10 protein-coding genes are annotated in these 15171 nt (G+C 58.8%); 5 read left to right on the top strand and 5 right to left on the bottom strand.

Features of this window, described 5'->3' with window-relative positions; all coding sequences use genetic code 11:
• Positions 1 to 29: 29 nt before the first annotated feature.
• From glpK to HMPREF2708_RS06515, 3 genes are all read right to left on the bottom strand, one after another.
• Complete coding sequence (gene glpK / locus HMPREF2708_RS06525) at positions 30 to 1586, bottom strand: glycerol kinase GlpK (protein WP_070833558.1); 1557 nt, start codon at positions 1584 to 1586, stop codon at positions 30 to 32.
• Positions 1587 to 1670: 84 nt separating this feature from the next.
• Positions 1671 to 2420: an MIP/aquaporin family protein gene (locus HMPREF2708_RS06520; RefSeq protein ID WP_210400322.1), complete on the bottom strand. Its 750-nt coding sequence runs from the start codon at positions 2418 to 2420 to the stop codon at positions 1671 to 1673.
• A 247-nt stretch (positions 2421 to 2667) separates the two neighbouring features.
• Positions 2668 to 4404 carry a glycerol-3-phosphate dehydrogenase/oxidase gene (locus HMPREF2708_RS06515; RefSeq protein ID WP_070833557.1) on the bottom strand — a complete coding sequence of 579 codons (1737 nt, stop codon included), beginning with the start codon at positions 4402 to 4404 and terminating at the stop codon, positions 2668 to 2670.
• 441 nt (positions 4405 to 4845) lie between these two features.
• On the opposite strand from HMPREF2708_RS06515, the gene HMPREF2708_RS06510 reads away from it, so the two are divergent.
• Positions 4846 to 6474, top strand: a complete 1629-nt coding sequence (locus HMPREF2708_RS06510) for a 1-acyl-sn-glycerol-3-phosphate acyltransferase (protein ID WP_070833556.1) — start codon at positions 4846 to 4848, stop codon at positions 6472 to 6474.
• A 6-nt stretch (positions 6475 to 6480) separates the two neighbouring features.
• Positions 6481 to 7314 (top strand): Cof-type HAD-IIB family hydrolase, encoded by an 834-nt coding sequence (locus tag HMPREF2708_RS06505; RefSeq protein WP_070833555.1) that lies wholly within the window; start codon positions 6481 to 6483, stop codon positions 7312 to 7314.
• Positions 7315 to 7389: 75 nt separating this feature from the next.
• On the opposite strand, the gene HMPREF2708_RS06500 is transcribed toward HMPREF2708_RS06505, so the two are convergent.
• On the bottom strand, positions 7390 to 9843 hold the full coding sequence (locus tag HMPREF2708_RS06500) for an N-acetylmuramoyl-L-alanine amidase (RefSeq protein ID WP_070833554.1): 2454 nt from the start codon (positions 9841 to 9843) through the stop codon (positions 7390 to 7392).
• Between the two features lie 84 nt (positions 9844 to 9927).
• Positions 9928 to 11433, bottom strand: a complete 1506-nt coding sequence (locus HMPREF2708_RS06495) for an N-acetylmuramoyl-L-alanine amidase (RefSeq protein WP_070833553.1) — start codon at positions 11431 to 11433, stop codon at positions 9928 to 9930.
• A 331-nt stretch (positions 11434 to 11764) separates the two neighbouring features.
• Between HMPREF2708_RS06495 and glf the strand changes: the two genes are divergently transcribed.
• The 3 genes from glf (at position 11765) to HMPREF2708_RS06480 (ending at position 15138) form a co-directional block, all read left to right on the top strand.
• Complete coding sequence (gene glf, locus HMPREF2708_RS06490) at positions 11765 to 12961, top strand: UDP-galactopyranose mutase (protein ID WP_070833607.1); 1197 nt, start codon at positions 11765 to 11767, stop codon at positions 12959 to 12961.
• A 36-nt stretch (positions 12962 to 12997) separates the two neighbouring features.
• Positions 12998 to 13942, top strand: coding sequence for an EamA family transporter (locus HMPREF2708_RS06485; RefSeq protein WP_246840356.1), 945 nt, complete (start codon positions 12998 to 13000; stop codon positions 13940 to 13942).
• Between the two features lie 182 nt (positions 13943 to 14124).
• Positions 14125 to 15138 (top strand): alpha/beta hydrolase, encoded by a 1014-nt coding sequence (locus tag HMPREF2708_RS06480; RefSeq protein WP_070833552.1) that lies wholly within the window; start codon positions 14125 to 14127, stop codon positions 15136 to 15138.
• The last annotated feature ends 33 nt before the right edge of the window (positions 15139 to 15171 follow it).

The following is a 15171-nucleotide window of genomic DNA, read 5'->3' as shown; positions in this document are numbered from 1 at the left end:
CCGAGCCATTTTTAGGCTCTTACGAGGACTTATTCAGGCTTCGGCGCCTCCTCAACATCCGTATCCTCAACCCAGCCGTAGGTGCGTTCAACAGCACGGTTCCACTGGTGGAACAGACGATCGCGCTCTTCGGCCTCCATCTTCGGACGCCACTTCTTGTCGATTGTGATGTGAGCCTTGACCTCATCCAAGCTCGACCAGAAGCCAACGCCCAGGCCTGCACCATATGCAGCACCAAGAGCCGTGGTTTCAATGTTATTCGGGCGTGTCACAGTGACATCCAGGATGTCGGACTGGAACTGCATGAGGAACTCGTTCATGGTCATGCCACCATCAACACTCAGCGTCGTGATGTCCGTGCCAGATTCTGCGACCATGGCATCGAGAACCTCACGGGTCTGGTACGCAGCGGCTTCCAGCACAGCGCGGGAGATGTGGTTGCGGTTGACGAAGCGAGTCAGACCGACGATGACGCCACGGGCGTCTGGCTGCCAACGAGGAGCGAAGAGACCAGAGAAGGCCGGCACGATGTACACGCCACCGTTGTCCTTAACGCTCTTTGCTTTGTTCTCGATGGAAGCGGCATTTGGAATCATCTGCAGCTCGTCACGCAGCCACTGAACAAGGGCGCCACCCATGGAGACAGATCCCTCGAGAGCGTAGACCGGCTTCTCTCCCTCGACCTGGTAGCAGACCGTGGAGATGAGGCCGTGCTCGGACCACTTCGGGTTTTCGCCGGTATTCATCAGCATGAACAGGCCAGTGCCGTAGGTGTTCTTGGTATCGCCCTCGCCGAAGCAACCCTGGCCGAACATGGCGGCCTGCTGGTCGCCGAGAATACCCGTAATGGGCAGGCCAGACAGAGCATCGCGGGCGCGAACGCGACCGAAGTTGCCTACTGACGGGCGGATGTCCGGCAGCATCGACATCGGAATGCCAATTTCACGGCAAATGTCCTCGTCCCACTCGAGGGTCTTGAGGTCCATCAGGAGAGTACGGGATGCGTTGGTGACGTCCGTTGCGTGGACTGCAGATTCGCCGTTGTCACCCTCTGCGCCGCCGGTGAGGTTCCACAGCAGCCAGGTGTCGATGGTGCCAAAGAGCAGGTCGCCAGCCTCAGCCTTTTCGCGAGCGCCCTCAACGTTGTCGAGGATCCAGCGCACCTTCGGCCCAGCCGGGTAGGAGTTGATGCGCAGGCCCGTGGTCTCACGCCAGCGGTCCGGGCCTTCATCCCCCATGAGTTCCTTGCAGATGGTGTTCGTGCGGGTGTCCTGCCAGACGATGGCGTTGTAAACCGGTTCACCAGTGTGCTTGTCCCAGACGACAGTGGTTTCTCGCTGGTTGGTGATACCGATTGCCTCAATATCCTGGGAGGAAATGTCGCAATCAGCGAGCGCCTCGCTGACTACGCGCCTAGTGTTCGTCCAAATCTCTTGAGCGTCGTGCTCGACCCAGCCCTCTTCCGGGAAAATCTGCTTGTGCTCCATCTGCGCGACAGTGACGATTTCTGCGTCATGGTTGAAGATGATGCAGCGGGTGGAAGTAGTTCCCTGGTCAATGGCGAGGACATATTTGCTGTGCATCATGGGGGATACTCCTAGCGAAATTGTGTGTAAATGTGAGTTTTCAGGCTTGCGCTATTTTATTGTGCGATGACTCTCATATTCCCGTTATCCGATGGCAAAGGCAAGAGCGCCTGCAGCCACGGCTGCCAGCATCGGTGCGACAATCGGGACCCATGCATATGCCCAGTTCGCATCGCCTTTGCCCTTAATCGGGAGCACAAAAGCGTAGGCCAAACGGGGGCCGAGGTCACGAACAGGGTTGATGGCGTATCCGGTCGGGGAACCAAGGGAAAGACCAATCGACACAATGATGAACGAGACACCGAAGTAGGTCAGCGGACCAAGCTCGCCGCCGGCTGGGCCGAACAGTATGAATGCGAGCAGAACGAAGGTCGCGATGAACTCGGTGACGGCATTCCAGAAGTTATTTGGATGAATCGGTACGGTGAAGAAGTTGCCACCGGTCTCGGCATTTGCATTGGTCGGATTGCCGTTGTCGTCAACGCCATTGGCATCGAACAGCTGCTTAAACGCGGCCCATGCCAGGATTGCACCTACGAATGCGCCCAACAGCTGACCTGCGGCATAGTAGGGGACCAGGCTCCAAGCAAGGCTGCCTTTGACTGCCAGGGCAACGGTTACCGCTGGGTTCAAGTGCCCACCGGATACGTCGGCAATAGATGCACCAGCGAAAACGGCCATACCCCAACCGAAGGCAATGCCCAACCAGCCTGCATTTGCAGCGCGGGTTGTCCGGAGGTTGATAGAGGCACAGACTCCGTTACCGAGCAGGATTAGAATAGCGGTTCCGAAAAACTCCCAGAAAAATGCCTGGGATCCTGTGATTGTCTCCATGAGATGTAGAAACTCTCTGTGAGTCGTGACCGGGCAAGGCCACGATGAATCTTGCAACGTAGAATTCTTTAGGTATAAGAAATGCCGGCGAGAAACTATTTTTCGCCGGCACTTTTATTTCGACCCCATCAGCCCTTTGAAGTGCGAAGCCGTTTTCCAAGAAGGAAGCTATTTCGTTGTGGCTACAGCGCTGGCGGCCATTCAAGAGCTAACTCGTATGGCCACCTAGGGGAGGGTGGGAAATGAACTAGCGGTCGAGGCTGACGTCGACGTCTGCGCGAGTCTCCACTGCGTGAGCTGCAATCTCGTTAGCGGCCTTGTCGGTCAGTTCATGCTCAGCTGCCAGAGTTGCTTCGACGCGCTCGATGAAGACCTTGATTTCCTTCTCCATCGTTTCCTTGTCCCAGCCCAGAGCAGGGGCAACCAGTTCTGCTGCAGCACGGGCGCTGTCTACGCCGCGGTGTGCGTATTCCATGGAGACACGCAGGCGGCGCTCCAGAATGTCGTCAAGGTGCATTGCGCCTTCGTGAGTCACTGCGTAGAGAACCTCAGCGCGCATGTACTGCTCAGCGGCCTCCAGCGGCTCGAGCAGGGACTTGTCCTCGGCTGCCGGAGCCAGAACCTCGTAGATGAGGGAGCCGTAGCGGTTGAGCAGGTGCTCGACCTGCTTCTCGGTGATACCGAACTGCTTGGCCAGTGCTGGCTTCTGGTTGTTCAGTGCGTGGTAGCCGTCAGCACCGAGCAGCGGGACATCTGCAGTGACGGACTCCGGTACCTTGCGCGGAACATCCTGGACTGCAGCGTCGATGGTGTCAGCGCCGATGACGCGGTAGGTGGTGTACTTACCGCCTGCGACGGAAACCATGCCCGGGGCAACGTGGGCAACAGCGTGGTTACGGGAGAGGTTAGTGGTGGAGTCAGAGTCGCCTTCCACCAGTGGACGCAGACCCGAGTAGACACCGACGATGTCGTCGTAAGTAATTGGGCGGCGAACCTTGGCGTTGACGTGATCGAGGATGTAGTCGATGTCAGCGCGGGTAGCCGCTGGGTTGGCCAGGTTCATGGTCCAGTCGGTGTCGGTGGTACCGATAATCCAGTACTCACCCCACGGGATAACGAACAGGACGGACTTCTCAGTCACGAAGGTCATTGCCACCGAGCCCTCAAGAGCGGACTTCGGAATAACAATGTGGACACCCTTGGAGGTGTGGACGCGGAACTTGCCGGTGACGCCAGCCAGCTTCTCAATCTCATCGGACCAAATGCCGGTGGCGTTGACGAAAACGCTGCCGCGGATAGTGGTGGTCGCGCCAGTGTCGGTGTCAAGGAGCTTCGCGCCGACGATGCGCTCGCCTTCCTTCACGAAGTCGACAACCTGGGTGGAGGTGCGGACGTCAGCGCCGAAGTGAGCAGCGGTGCGCAGGACAGTCATGGTGTGACGGGCATCGTCAACCAGAGTGTCGTAGTAGCGAACGCCACCGACCACGGCATCTTCCTTCAGGCCCGGAGCCTGCTTCAGGGTTCCCTTGCGGGAGTAGTGCTTCTGCATCGGAACCTGCTTGGCGCCACCCATGACGTCGTAAAGGAAGAAGCCCGATGCCATGAACGGACGCTCCCATACGCGGTGAGTCAGAGGGAAGACGAAGCGCAGTGGCTTAACCAGGTGCGGTGCCAGATGCGACATGGACAGTTCGCGCTCGCGCAGGGATTCAGCTACCAGGCGGAAGTCCAACATCTGCAGGTAGCGCAGACCGCCGTGGAACATCTTGGAGGAGCGGCTAGAGGTACCGCCTGCGAAGTCACGAGTTTCAATGACCGCAGTCTTCAAACCACGGGTTGCGGCATCGAGTGCAGCGCCAGCGCCTACAGAACCGCCGCCGATAATGACGACGTCGTATTGCTCGGTACCGAATTTCTCCCAGGTCTTTTCATGCTGTTCTTTGTTCAGAACTGCAGATGGGGCGAGAGATGAAGAGGACGACATTTTCCAATCCTTCCCGGTGGGGGCGTTGTTTATTCGTCGAAGAGAGTTTCTCGGCTCACGGCTCACGTTACCAAAAATCCGCCTACTTGCGAGCGCTAACCTACGGTTACGTAGATATAAACAATGGGGCAAAAAGCCAAGAAAATCGCGCCAGTAATGTTGTCCGATTTTCCGCAGGTAGATGGCTATGTTAATAGAGATTTACTACTTTTAGAATGAAAGTCAGTTGGCGATAGAAACCCCCATAATGGGGGTGTCAAAGATAGCTGATGGGTGGGCAATGAGTGCACGGCGGGCGTGTGGTGTATTTGAGGGGCGATGACTGGAGCTGCGCTCGGATTTACACATGAATATGAGCCTGTAACGACATTTGTTCACGAGTCTCAGATACCAGTACATATTGCCCCGCTAAGGGGTGCGAAAGATTGTAGAGTAAAGGCCATGTTCAAGGATCCTGTGTACTTAACGATTATCGGATTGGCGCGCACCGTCTTCTTTGCCCAAGGTTTGAAGTTCACCGTTAAGGGCTGGGAAAACGTGCCGAAAGACTCTGGTGCCGTTCTCGTTACTAACCACACCGGATACATGGACTTCACCTATGTCGGTCTTCCATTCCGCAAGCACCGCCGTTTTGTCCGTTTTATGGCGAAAAAGGAAGTCTTCGACCATTCAATCGCAGGACCAATCATGCGTGCTTGTAAGCACATTCCGGTCGACCGCACTGACGGCTCCAAGTCTTTCGAAGAGGCCTGCGCGAAGCTGGAAAACGACGAGTTGGTAGGTATCTTCCCGGAGTCGACTATCTCGCGCAGCTTTGAAGTCAAGAATCTGAAGTCCGGTGCGGTGCGTATGGCGCAGCGTACCGGCAAGCCCATCATCCCTGTGCTGATTGTGGGATCCCAGCGCGTGTGGACGAAGGGGCACCCCAAGCATCTCGGCCGCAGCAATACTCCGATTCACATTACGGTTTTGCCACCGTGGACTCCGGAGGGGGATCCGGCAGAAGCCACCGAAAAGCTACACGAAATCATGGACCAGGGCGTCCGCCAGCTCTGGGACGAGTACGCAGCTGAAGAAGGTCCCCTGCCGGAGGGCGCCTACTGGGTGCCGGCTCGTCTTGGCGGTGGCGCACCGACTTTCGAAGAGGCCCAGGCAGAGGACCTGAAAGTCGAAGAAGAGCGCCAGCGTATCCGTCATTTGCGCGGTGACCTGGCTGCATTCAAGGAAAAGCTAGCCGAGTCGGCGCGTGAGTTCGGCGATCAGACCAGGCAACAGTTCCTCGATGCCTCGCAAACGATGAGCGCGGAGTCTGCTCGCCGAAGGGAGCAAACGACCGCCCTGTTGGCGCAGTTCCGTCAGTCTGTGGAACAGATGGCTGATGATGTCGTCGCCGGTGCCAAAGAGAGCAAAGAGTCCGTGCGTACTGCCACGGATTCGATGCGCGTGACGTTCCGCGAAGCGTACGTGCAGCTAGAGAAGGCCTCCGCCTCTGGTGTCGAACAGACGCAGCAGACCGTTTACCGTCTTATCGGCCAGTCGATGATGATTCGCGACAAGCTTCCACAACGCTTGAACAGGCTCATCACCGCTCAGCCGGAGACGTTTATCTTCGATTACCCCGCATCGCTTGCCGACGACGCGGGCACGATCAGCGAAGAAACTATCAAGGCCTTGCAGCAGCTCGGTGATGTCGGAGCCACAATCGTTGTTCTGCACGAGTCGGGAGACAAGCCGAATCTATCGGCTTTGGAATCGGTTGACCTGCAGGTCGTGGAACTTCCGGAGGGCGCCAGCAAGCTGGACGTCACAAATGCGGTGGTTAGCACGTTGCGCAAGCAGGCTCGCAAGGAAGAAACCGCGATTCTTTTTGCCGGTCGCTCGAACTTTGAGGAAGCCACACAGCGTGTCGGCATGCCGGTAGTTATGGCCGATGCGGACTGGTCGCTGCTGAAGAACGCGGATTGGGTAATTGACACTGTCGAGCATGGGGGAGTAGCCGCAACGCTGCAGTTGTTGCACGACCGGTTCTGCGATGACGGTGAGGATGGCAACAGCGAGGACGGCAAGTAGTTCGAAGTGACCGAGAGACTACATCCACTACTCGTAGCTTCGGATATTGACGGGACGTTCATCGACTCTCGGGAGCGGGTAACTCCCCGCCTGCGACAGGCCGTCACGCGAATGCTACGCCGCGGAACCCCGTTGGTACTGGCCACGGGAAGGCCGGCTCGGTGGTTGCAACCAGTGCTCGAGCAGCTGCCGGTACAGCCGTTGTGCGTGTGTGCCAATGGCGCGGTGATTTACGACTCCGGTCGTGATGAAGTAGTTGCCGCCAACACGTTGAAGCCGGAGACGCTGCGATACGTCGTCAAGCATGCGCGCGAAGCGACGCGATCCATCGGTGGAATCGGCATTGCGGCAGAGCGCGCTGGGACGTCGGCGAATGATGCCATCGATGAGCTTTTTGTGGTGGCGCCGTCCTATGACCATGCGTGGGAATCGGATGAGCACGGTGAGCTTGCTGAAGAGGCCGTGTTGTCAGAACCCGCGACGAAACTCTTGCTGCGAAACTCAGATGTGAACAGTGCCCAGCTGCATGAGCTGGTAGCCCCCGCAATTGACGCGAGCCTGGCGCACGTGACCTACTCCATGCCGGACGGGCTGTTGGAGGTGTCCGCGCCGGGCGTGACTAAGCGCGCCGGGCTGGAATACGTGTCTGAACTGGTCGGAGCGACCGCGAAAGATGTGGTCTGCTTCGGTGACATGCCGAACGATATCGAGATGCTGTCGTGGGCGGGCACGGGTGTGGCCATGGGCAATGCGGCTGACAACGTCAAGGAGATTGCAGACGAAATCACCGCCACCAATGATGATGACGGTGTTGCTCGTGTGCTGGAGCGCTGGTTCTAGCTAACCTCGCGGTTTCCCCGCGCCAGCTAGCTCACCCAGCGCTCGACAGCGTCTGCTTCAGGTTTACTGCAGCGTTTACTTCAGCTCGGTCTTGACTTCGCCGGTGGTGCGGTCGAAGGTGATTGAACCGTTCTGGAACTCAGCGCGCTCGATGTTTCCATCGACCACTTGGGTCTTCGTCGGAGCGCCCAGCTTGCCGACCTCGAAGCCCTGGCGGGCCCACTCATTAGCAATCTTGCCCCAGATGGCGTGAGCGCCGGTGGTGTCGGAGTCGGTGATTACGCCGTTGGAGAACTTCACGTAGCGCAGGGCATCGGCCTGGCCAGCATTGTTCGCCACGGTAGAACCGCTCTGGATACCGGACATCGCGTAGCCGAGAACCGAGCCCATTTCCTCGGAAACTTGGCGCCATTCGGCAGCCAGGTCGTTCTGCTCATTGATAGTGATGATCTGGTCAATCAGAACCGGCAGGTCAGCAATCGACGGGCCGTTTTCAATCGAGCGTCCAACCGCACCCAGAATCGCATCGGCGGTCTGCCCCAGACCCGGTGCGCCGAGCATGCCCAGCGCCGAGGCCAGCATCGAACGTGCACCCGAGACTGTCTCCAGAGCCTGTGCCTTCTGCTGCTCGTCGGATGCGCTCGGCGAGGAGGAGTTGCTCTGCTCGCTTGCCGACGGTGCGGAGGAGTCAGCCGTAGCAGTGTCACTGGTGTTCGTGGCGTCGGTTGGCTCCGAGGTATTCGAAGTGCCCGAGGTGGTCGAGTCGGAGCTCGACGTTGTCGACGAAGTGGTGCTCGATGCGCTCGAGGACTTCTCGGAGGACGAGGTGGCGGACGCGCCCGTGGATGCCGAAGTGGTCGAAGTGGCCGAGGTGGTAGAGGTCGACGTGCTCGACTCGGTTGACTCGGTCGATCCGGTCGACTGCGAATCTGCGTCTTCGGCGGTCTTATCGCCCTTTTCATCCTGCGGAACGAGGAGGTCAATCAAGCCATCTGGGCCCTCATTGTCAATCTTTCCGCTGTTCAGGCTGTTGTACTTCTTCTCGGCAATCGAGCGGATCTTGCCCATCTGGGCGTAGCCAGCATCACCTGGGCAGGTGGTGTTACCAACATCGCGGTGCGCGAAGATGGTCGGCAGAGTGACCTGCTTGCCGTATCCATACTTGGAGTAGCTGGTGCCACCCGAAGTCATCTGAATCTGGCCGGTCGGCTTGATGCCGGCGACCTTCAGACGCCAACCAATCATGTTGCCCACCGAATTCAGTGCAGCCTCACTGGGAGCAACCGAAGTGTAGTTTCCCATCATGGAGATGCCGAAAGTACCGGTGTTGAAGCCACCTGCGTGTGCGCCCTGGACATTCTTATCCAGGCCACCGTAGCGGCCCTCGAAGATGTTGCCGTACTTGTCGACAAGGGCGTTGTATCCGATGTCGCACCAGCCCAGAGTCTGTGCGTGGTACTGGTAAATGCCGCGGACGATACCAGCGGACTGGCTCTCGGTGTAGTTGTTTGAGCCAGCGGTGTGGTGCACGGTGGCACCGACAAGCTTGCTGTCGTAGTCCGCGCCCTTACAGCGGTTATTTTCGTTGGCACCCCAGCCGGCACGGGTAATGACCTTCGGCATGCCCGTGACATTTTTGGCATCCACAATTGGGTCGATGCCGGATGCAGCAGCCTGGCCGTCGATTAGCACTGCGTCGACCTGGTCGATTGGCAGTTCATCGGCGACCGGCTCGATGTCCGTCCACTTCACCGGGAGGTTCGGCGAGTCCAAATCTGCAGTGTCATTAGCGCTCGGAGCCGTCGGGTCATCGAGTGCGTCCTCAGGAGCTGCATCCGGAGTCTGCTGGTAGTCGGAAGCGGCATCGTCAACGGCCTCCACGGCCTTCTTGGCTTCATCCGTAGCGGATTCCTTTGCATCCTCCACGGCCTTCTTGGCGCCCTCGGCATTAATTTCGTCGAGGTTGAGCTTGGACAGGTCCAACTTCTCAGCGCCCTTGATGTCCTTCAGATCCACGCCGGAACCCGGGCCGAAGATGTTGAGTCCGTGGGTGGAAACCTGAACACGCTTGGTTGGCTCGATGTAGATGAGCTCAGTTCCGTTCAGGCCGTTGCCATTGCCTTCAGCGGGGTAGTCCGGGTCGACGCTGAACCAGTCGGACCAGGAGCCGTCGGCGCGCTCGGCGCGGACGAAGCTGGCGATATCAGGGTCACCGGCCCACGTCAGTGCAAACTGGGAAAACTCGGTATCGGAGGTAATTTCCTTGACGACACCGCGGTTGGGATGAGCCTCGTCGGCAAGCGACTGCGTTGCGATTGCCGCGTCTTCGACGAGAACGGAGACGCTGTCTGCAAGCGACTTGCTCTGGACGATCGGATCGATGGGGCCGGCGCCGTTTTCCTCGATGAGGTCATAAGCGGCACCTGCGCCGACAACGGCGACGGGTGTCAGGGCAAGGGTCGCCACGGCAGCGAGTACCAAGGATTGCTTGGCACCTGCGCGGCGATTGATGCGGCGGCGACTAAACACGGTAATAACTCCTGGGTGATTGCGAAGATCTGGTGCTACACCACAAATGTGATGTGGTTATGCCTGTTGTGGATAAGCGGGGACTTAGTTCTGAGGTGTGAACCAGGCCTGCGTAGCTTCGGCAGGGTTGGCTGGCAGGGAATCAGTTAGAAATTCACCAAGAACCTCGCCTGGCGTGGGGGTTTCCACGTTTCCGAGGGAACCGCCGTTGTCGCCCGACTCGCCGGAGCCCGGAAGCGGCGGAATGCCGGCGGACTCTCCGTCCTGGTTGTTCGGATCCGTCGAGCGGCCGGCGATGCCCGCTCCGCCAGCGCCATCAAATTTGGCTTTGGCTGCAGCGCGGATGGCATCCATCTGCTGGTAGCCGAAGGTGCCCGGGCATGAGGTGTAGCCGGTGTCGCGGTGGCCGAAGATGGCCGGGAGGTTCACGGTCTGGCCGGAGCTGTAGCGTGCCTTCGAGTAGCCGGCGCTGGTCAGTGCGGCGGTGGACATCGGATCGACGCCACCGACCTTCATGCGCCAGCCGACCATCTCGCCGAGTGCAGTGACGGCCGCATCCGGAATCTCCAGCTGGTCGTGATTGCCCATCACCGAAATACCGAAGGTGCCGTTGTTGAAGCCACCTGCGTGCGCGCCTTCGATGTTCTTGTCCAGGCCGCCGTAGCGCCCCTCGTAGATGTTGCCGTACTTATCGACCAACGCGTTGTAGCCAACATCGCCCCAGCCCAGCGTCTTTGCGTGGTAGGCGTAAATGCCTCGGACAATGGCTGGTCCCTGCGACTCTGAGTAGTTATTGGAACCCGCGGTGTGGTGGATGCACGTGCCCTTGAAGGTGCTGTAGGAGCTCGAACCGCTGCGGATGGACTCATCTGCACCCCACGCTGCACGGCTGATTACATTTGGAGCGCCAGCAATCGACGACTCGTACGCAACTGGCTGAATGACCTCGCCGACCTGCTCTACGCCGTCGATGAAAACTGCCTGGACGGCGTTGAGGGACAACGCGGCCGTAGCACTGACGAGTTCCTGCAGGCCACCGCCGATAGTGGCGGGGTCAAGGTTGTCGATACCAATGATGTTGCGCGGATCGAGGCCCTCGAGGAGGTTCAGTCCGACGGTCGACACCTGCACGCGCCTGGTGGGCTCAACGAACAGCAGCTCGGTGCCGGACTGTCCGGAGTTATTCATCGGGCCGTGAGAATCAGCGTGGAACCACGGGCCAAAGCTGCCATCTTCGCGTTCGGCGCGAACGTAAAGCTGCAGGTTGTCATCGCCCGGCCAGGTCAGGGCGAACTGGGAGAACGGTTCGTCGCGGGTGATGTCCTTCACGAATCCGCGAAGCGGGTGCAGGGCATCGGTAATGGCATGCGCGCCGACGGCTGCGTCGTCAATCATCATCGTGACAGCGTCAACCAGCGGCGATGTCGAGATCTTGGCCGCGATGGGGCCGGCGCCTGGGCTTTCAACCAGGGTAGGGGCCTGGCGAATACCCCATGTTGCTAGTGGAGCTGCGGCAGTAGTAGCTGCCAGTCCATAGAGGAAGGTGCGACGGCCCATCGACGGGGCATTGATGCGACGGCGAGTTGGCACGGTAAAAGCTCCAAAAAAAATGGGGTACAGGGTTGTCGACCCGAGGCCTACCCCGGGGTCGAAGGGAAGGAAAGTTGCAAAGCAACAGAAAATTCTGAGGAGGATGTTACCAGTGTGACTAAAAAAATCTAGTGAGACATCTGTGTTTCCCCGTTAATTTTGGGAAAATTATCAAATAATGTGACCAAACGAACGTTGGGTTGGGCTCACGTGGACGTCGTAAAGCCCGCGTGTACACCCGCAAACCGGATGGAAATGCAATAGGTTTTAAGGCGTGAGTAGCGAAAAGAACACCACTGCCAATGAATTTGCTCCGAAGTCCCTACAGGACATCAAGGACAACACCTACGACCTCATCGTGGTCGGCTCGGGTTTCTTCGGTTTGACCGTTGCTGAGCGGACCGCCAATGAGCTGGGTAAGCGCGTGCTCGTTGTCGAACGCCGCAACCACATCGGCGGCAACGCCTACTCGGAGGCAGAGCCGGAGACTGGCATCGAGGTGCACAAGTACGGTGCGCACCTGTTCCATACCTCTAATAAGAGGGTGTGGGACTACGTCAACCAGTTCACTGACTTCACCGACTACCAGCACCGCGTGTTCGCTATGTACAAGGGCACCGCGTACCAGTTCCCGATGGGGCTGGGGCTGATCAACCAGTTCTTCGGCAAGTACTACAGCCCGGACGAGGCTCGCCAGCTGATTAAGGATCAGACCGATGGCCTGGATCCGCAGGACGCGAAGAACCTTGAGGAAAAGGCCATCTCCCTGATTGGCCGCCCGCTGTACGAGGCCTTTGTCAAGCACTACACCGCCAAGCAGTGGCAGACCGACCCGAAGAACCTGCCGGCCGGAAACATCACCCGTCTGCCCGTTCGCTACACCTTCAATAACCGCTACTTCAACGACACCTACGAAGGTCTGCCTGTCGACGGCTACACCGCCTGGCTGGAAAACATGGTGACCTCCGACAAGATTGACGTCGTTGTCGATGCCGACTGGTTCGAGGTGCGCGACGAGCTGCGCGCTGTCTCCCCGGATGCTCCGGTCGTCTACACCGGCCCGCTGGACCGCTACTTCGATTACGCAGAGGGCAAGCTCGGATGGCGCACGCTGGACTTCGAGATGGAGGTTGTCAACACCGGCGACTTCCAGGGCACTCCAGTGATGAACTACAACGACGCGGATGTGCCGTACACCCGTATCCACGAGTTCCGCCACTTCCACCCGGAGCGCGATTACGTCAAGGACAAGACGGTAATTGTTAAGGAATACTCCCGCTTCGCCGACGATGGCGACGAGGTGTACTACCCGATCAACACCCCGGAAGATCGCGGGATGCTGGAGGCCTACCGCAAGCTCGCCGCAGCAGAAGCGCAGGAGAACAAGGTTCTCTTCGGTGGTCGCCTGGGTACCTACCAGTACCTGGACATGCACATGGCCATCGGTTCTGCACTGTCGATGTTCGACAACAAGATTGCGCCGTTCTTCAACGACGGCGAAGCAATCGAGCAGGAGCGCGGACACTAGTTTGTCGCTTGCGGCTCCCGCGCTAGTATTGCGCGAGTGTCGCGTGAGAAAAGCCAAACCGAGGTTCCCCAGCAGGGAGCTGGGCAGGTTCCCCAGCAGGGGCCATTGCTGCAGCGTGTGAACAAGTTTCTCACCCTGCCAGTGGCTCCCGTAATTCTGGTTCTCATCGGTTCTCTTGGCACCCAGGCCGCGGCCGTGCTGGTCACGGGCATGCTTTCCACGGTCGGCGCGCCGGGCATATCGGGCCTGCGCATGACCGCCGCCGCCATCATCATGGTGGTTCTGTTCCGGCCAAAGCTGTCCGGGATGACCCGCGCTCGCGTCATCAACATCGTGGTCTACGGCATCGCTATGGGCATGATGAGCATGATGATTTACGCCGCCATCGCCCGCCTCCCGCAGGGCGTCGCCGTCAACATCGACTTCCTTGGCCCCTGCGTCGTGTCTTTCCTGGGACTGAAGATGTGGCGATCCCGCCTGTGGGCCATCGTCGCTTTCATCGGCGTTGCCCTAATCGCCCAGCCCTCAAATGACCTGGACCCTATCGGCATTGGTTACGCCGCAATCGGCGCGATCTTCTTCGGCGCCTACACGCTCTTTTCCGCCCGAATGGGCAGCACCGAGGGCGGCGGCATGCCTGACCTGGCGCTGTCAGTGGTCGTCGCAGCAATCGTGCTCGCGCCCTTCTCAGTTTCCGCCGCACCGCTTGTCGACGGTTCGATGTGGGCCACCATCGTTATTTCTGGGTTCATCGGTGCTGTTATTCCCTACGTGATGGACACCATCGCTGCGGGGATTGTCTCAGCGGCGGTCGTCGGCACGCTCTTTGCACTGGATCCAGTTATCGGCGCAATCCTGGGCTGGGCGTTTTCCGGTGACCGAGTGACCTGGTCCATGGCGCTGGGCATCGTGCTGATCGCGGCGGCTGGCGCAATTATTACCTGGCGTGGGGCGCGGGAGTCGCGTGAGCTTGCGCAGTAGAAACGCGAGTACCGGAACCCGCCGAAAGGTGGGGTTTCGACGTGTTCTGCTGGAAAACAACAGTGAATGCGGGTAGGTTTGTAAAAGTTTTATTGTTTCTTAAGGTAATTCCCTGAAGAGGAAACACGCCTGATAGCTCCCACCGGCCGTGGGGAGTCGCACATTGTGAGGAGAATGCACACGTGAAAATCACCTCTACTTTCCGTGGTTGGCGCCGAAAGGTTGCAGCCGTTGCGTCCGCAGTAGCTGTGGCTGCGTCTGCATTGACCATGGCGCCGGCCGCGAGCGCGGCGGGCGACCGAGGTTCGCTGCGCCCGGGTTGTGAATGGGATTCGTACCAGTACTTCACCCAGAAGTGCCAGGTTTATTCGCCGGCCATGGATCGTAATATTCCGGTTCAGATTGTGGCCTCTGCCAATGGCGGTAACAAGGCTCTCTACCTGCTAGATGGCCTGCGTAGCCCGGCTGATGCCTCTGACTGGGTGGAGCACGGTAACGCCCCACGTACTTTTGAGGGATCCAACGTCAACCTTGTTATCCCCGGTGGTGGTGGCGGTAGCTTCTACACCGACTGGAAGCGTCCGTCGGTTAGTGTGCACGGTCCGTTTGTAAACATGTGGGAGACCTTCCTAACCCAGGAATTGCCGGTTTACCTTGAGCGTGAGTTCGGCATTTCCCGCACTGGTAACTCCATTGCAGGTCTGTCCATGGGCGCATCTGCGGCGCTGTCGCTGGCATACAACCACCGAGACCAGTTCGGTCAGGCTCTTGCCTTCTCCGGTTACCTGCACACCACCGCGCCGGGTATGACCACTGCAATTGAGGCTGCTCAGCTGTCGGCTGGCTACAGCTCCTTCGACATGTGGGGTGCGCCTATGTCAGCGGAGCGTGTCCGCAATGATCCGTACCTGAACGTCGAGAAGATGAAGGGGCTGGATCTGGTTATTACCTCGGCAAATGGTGTTCCGGATGAGGTTCGTGACCCGAAGAACCTCTACCGTGTCGTCCCGAAGGCCGGTGGCGTTGCGCTGGAGTCGCTGTCCCGCTTGTCCACCCGCGAGTTTGAGTTGCGTGCTCGTACCTCCGGTCTGAATGCCACGTTTGAATACGAGCAGACCGGTATCCACGATTGGCCGACCTGGGATCGTAACCTCCAGAACTCCAAGGCCCGCATCGAAGGTTTCCTCGGAGCTTAAAACTAGAACCTGAACGAAAAGCCCCTATGCGCA

The organism is Corynebacterium sp. HMSC073H12 (genome assembly GCF_001837775.1).
Lineage (GTDB): Bacteria > Actinomycetota > Actinomycetes > Mycobacteriales > Mycobacteriaceae > Corynebacterium > Corynebacterium amycolatum.
This window is presented reverse-complemented; position numbering and strand designations above follow the sequence as displayed.